This window comes from Nostoc sp. CHAB 5715, from assembly GCF_020829685.1.
Lineage (GTDB): Bacteria > Cyanobacteriota > Cyanobacteriia > Cyanobacteriales > Nostocaceae > Nostoc.
In genome coordinates, this window is sequence record NZ_JAIVFR010000866.1 from 1 (window position 1) to 3,237 (window position 3,237).

A 3,237-nucleotide genomic window follows, 5' to 3' on the forward strand; every position below is an offset into this window, starting at 1 on the left:
CTTTACTACTGTTTATCCAAGCAGAAGCAAAGCGTAAATTGCTCCATTCATAAGCTAAATTGCGATAATTTTCACGGCTGCGATAATGATCTACTGTACCAACTGGTTCATACATTACGCTATAGCCGTGAAAATTATCGCAATTTAGCTTATGAATGGAGCAATTTACCTTGAGGACGAATCCCGTTAAAAAACTGTGGGTAAAACTGTAAATAGGAACCGATATCTTTGTGATAAGTAAGAAGTCTGTAATAGACTTGAGGAGGAACCAATACCAGCGTGCCAAATATGAAAGGGATTAATAGTCGCTTAAAGCGCTCATTCACATACTGCATCGGTGTTTGCAACTGAAGAGAAAACCAAGAGGCAGCCCCGGAAATAAAAAAAAACAATGGCATGTGCCATTGATGAACAAAAAAAATAAACCATTCAAGGACAGAGCTTAGTAAGTCATTTTTAATATAAAAATCGCCTAATTCGCCTTGGTAAAAAACTGCGGCGGCATGATAATAAATTAGCAATAGTACCGCCAATACTCTTAACCAATCGAGGTCATAGTGTCTTTCTTGGTGATTGTTCGTTATATCTAAATTAGATTTTAAGTTCATTTATTTGGTTTGGTTATAAAGCAATAAGCTTGGATTAAGGCTTAACTCTTTCTCAAAGTCAATTAAAGTAGACGCTGCATCGGCTTGCCGCAGGCTACCGCAAAGGAAGAGAAGGAAGAAATGCTTAACTGAACTGTATTGGGTTATAAAGCTATCAGGACATAAGTTGGCAGGACTTAACCTACTGTGGCGTAATACCCAGATGCAACTAAGTATTCTTCCTAAAGATTCTTTTGTCGCACAGCAGCAAAAAGCTGGACTCAATCAAGATATCATGTTAAATATGAAAAATAGAGATTGCGGGAAAAACGGTAAAATTCAACTTTAATGCTCCTGAGCATGGTAACTAGATTTCAGCAGTTTTCCCCAGATTGCATTGTAAGGATGTACAACCTGTGTATGTTGGTCGTCTCTAAAAATGAATCTTCCTTCATTTGCCCACTGAAAAATCCCACCGCTCAAGTTATAAATGCACTTCATCCCAGCTTCATTAAGCTGCTGGGCTAATTTGGCGCTACGATAGCCAACAGCACAGTACACGACAATTGGGTTGTCTTTTGGCACTGTTGAAAGTACTGCTAAGTCAGGTGTAAAAGGGTCTATCTGCGTTGCTGTTTCGATATGACTCACCGCATACTCTATCTGACTTCGTGCATCTAGCACTAATGGCCGCGGCTTTGCAGAATCTAATAGCAATTGAGCTAATTCTTTGCTTGTAATTTCTTCAACATTAGGAAACTGCAATCTAATCAGAAGTTTAATCAACTTAAACATAAGTGATTGCACTTGTAAAAATACTCTCTCATTTCCCAATATCGGCGACGACGTAGGTAGCCTGACCGCCTTTACTGCGGATCTCGTCGGCAAGTTGACTGAGAGCTTCTTCATTACGAGCTGCAAGGACAAGCTTCGCCCGCGTGGGTTTGCAATTAAGTTTTACACGGAAGTATTGCCTGTCGGACGTTTGGTGCTTGATAAAAATCCTAGAGACTATTTTGCCGAAGTTGAGCAAGCTGCCTTTGGTACAGGTGTGTTAGTTGATGGACTACAAATGATTATCAGCAAGCAGGCGATCGCTATCGGTCTTTTGAAGAATGGGAGCGTGATGACCTCATTTTAAACCTTATGACGCAACTTAAAAAGTGTAACCCAGATATTCAAGAGCGAATGATAGGCCACTTTACACAGGCTGATCCAGAATACGGTGAGCGGGTGCGTTCTGGTCTTGCATGACGACCACAATTTACGGAGATAAAACTGGAGAGCTTTTAATTGCTCAACGGCGGTCAGGACGATACCGAATTATTCGACGACGGCAACCTTTCGGACGATATCAAATTATTCGACGCCAACAGCCCTTTGGAGGATATCAAAATATTCGACGCCGACAGCCTTACGGACGATACCAAAATATTCGACCACGGCAGGAGTTTAGACAATGGCAGATTATGCAACGAGGGCAGCCTTACGGAGGATACCAGATTATCCGACGACAGTATTAACATGGCTCATGCAACTAACTAATAGTTAGTGGTTGAACCACTAACCACTAACTATTGTTACGTTCTAATGACTTGCTACTACCTCTCCTTCAAGGCGAACCAGTCGGCCTGCCAAAAGTTTTTCAAGGTCTTCTAATGCCTTGGTGAAACCTTTGATCCCCTCGTCTAGTTTGTTAGTTGCCATGCGGTCAGCAGCGTGCATCTTGTCAAAAGTATCTTTGTCAACGGATATCTTTTCAATTTCCAAGTTTGCTGCCTTGGCTGGGTCGAGTTTGCGTGGCAGTTCTCCAACAGTTGCTTGCAATTCAGCCAAAAGTGATGGCGAAATAGTTAGCAAATCACTACCTGCAAGTTCAGTAATTTCACCAAAGTTACGGAAGCTAGCTCCCATAACTTCGGTTTTATAGCCGAATTTTTTGTAGTAGTTGTAGATTTTGGTAACTGACAAAACTCCTGGATCTTCGGCTGCTGGGTAGCTATCGCGTCCGGTATCTTTTTTGTACCAGTCAAGAATCCGGCCAACGAAGGGAGAAATTAGGGTAACGCCAGCTTCTGCACAGGCGATCGCTTGGTGAAGACCAAACAACAAGGTAAGGTTACAGTGAATACCTTCTTTTTCGAGAATTTCCGCAGCACGAATGCCTTCCCAGGTGGTGGCAATTTTAATTAAGACGCGATCGCGGCCAATTCCGGCGGCTTTATACTGAGCAATTAAGTCCCGTGCCTTAGTCAGGGTCGCTTCGGTATCGTAAGACAAGCGTGCATCTACTTCCGTAGACACGCGACCAGGAATGATTTGCAAAATCTTTAATCCAAAGGCAACTGCCAAACGGTCAAAAGCCAGAGAAACTATCTGTGCTTGGGTGGCTTTGGCTCCAGCATCTTTCTTCGCTTGGAGTAAAGTTTGATCTACAATTTCCTGATATTCTGGCATTTGCGCCGCAGCAGTAATCAGCGAAGGGTTGGTGGTGGCGTCTTGGGGCTTGAACTTTTCAATTGCCTGGATATCCCCCGTATCTGCAACTACAACAGTCACTTGTCGCAATTGTTCCAGTAAATTCTTAGACATAAAATACTCCGTGATGGTTTGTTTAGTAGGATTTACTTATTCCCCACCAAATTAGTGC

General features: G+C 42.5%; 6 protein-coding genes and 1 pseudogene. 4 read left to right on the forward strand and 3 right to left on the reverse strand.

The annotated features are described in order from the left end of the window. Window positions 1-149 precede the first annotated feature (149 nt). Window positions 150-608, reverse strand: coding sequence for an acyltransferase (locus LC574_RS32725; RefSeq protein WP_229457750.1), 459 nt, complete (start codon window positions 606-608; stop codon window positions 150-152). A 166-nt stretch (window positions 609-774) separates the two neighbouring features. On the opposite strand from LC574_RS32725, the gene LC574_RS32730 reads away from it, so the two are divergent. Continuing rightward, window positions 775-936, forward strand: a complete 162-nt coding sequence (locus LC574_RS32730; protein ID WP_229457751.1) for a hypothetical protein — start codon at window positions 775-777, stop codon at window positions 934-936. On the opposite strand, the gene LC574_RS32735 is transcribed toward LC574_RS32730, so the two are convergent. Then, entirely contained in the window at window positions 933-1,382 is a 450-nt protein-coding gene (locus LC574_RS32735) for a rhodanese-like domain-containing protein (RefSeq protein ID WP_229457752.1), read from the reverse strand. The genes LC574_RS32730 and LC574_RS32735 overlap by 4 nt on opposite strands. 175 nt (window positions 1,383-1,557) lie before the next feature. Between LC574_RS32735 and LC574_RS38625 the strand changes: the two genes are divergently transcribed. From LC574_RS38625 to LC574_RS32745, 3 genes and pseudogenes are all read left to right on the forward strand, one after another. Further along, a complete protein-coding gene (locus LC574_RS38625) occupies window positions 1,558-1,728 on the forward strand; it encodes a catalase (protein WP_306422191.1) in 171 nt (56 codons plus the stop codon). Beyond that, window positions 1,716-1,841, forward strand: a pseudogene (locus LC574_RS39360) (catalase-related domain-containing protein); the annotation flags it as partial. The gene LC574_RS38625 and the pseudogene LC574_RS39360, both read left to right, overlap by 13 nt. Then, window positions 1,838-2,110, forward strand: coding sequence for a hypothetical protein (locus LC574_RS32745; protein ID WP_229457753.1), 273 nt, complete (start codon window positions 1,838-1,840; stop codon window positions 2,108-2,110). The pseudogene LC574_RS39360 and the gene LC574_RS32745, both read left to right, overlap by 4 nt. 64 nt (window positions 2,111-2,174) lie before the next feature. Here the strand turns inward: LC574_RS32745 and LC574_RS32750 are convergent, their stop codons facing one another. Beyond that, complete coding sequence (locus LC574_RS32750) at window positions 2,175-3,179, reverse strand: transaldolase (RefSeq protein WP_229457754.1); 1,005 nt, start codon at window positions 3,177-3,179, stop codon at window positions 2,175-2,177. Window positions 3,180-3,237 lie beyond the last annotated feature (58 nt).

Bases quoted from the DNA above. Each gene is read 5' to 3' on its own strand.
- LC574_RS32725 (WP_229457750.1), bottom strand. From the start codon at position 608: ATGAACTTAAAATCTAATTTAGATATAACGAACAATCACCAAGAAAGA.
- LC574_RS32735 (WP_229457752.1), bottom strand. From the start codon at position 1,382: ATGTTTAAGTTGATTAAACTTCTGATTAGATTGCAGTTTCCTAATGTT.
- LC574_RS32745 (WP_229457753.1), top strand. From the start codon at position 1,838: ATGACGACCACAATTTACGGAGATAAAACTGGAGAGCTTTTAATTGCT.
- LC574_RS32750 (WP_229457754.1), bottom strand. From the start codon at position 3,179: ATGTCTAAGAATTTACTGGAACAATTGCGACAAGTGACTGTTGTAGTT.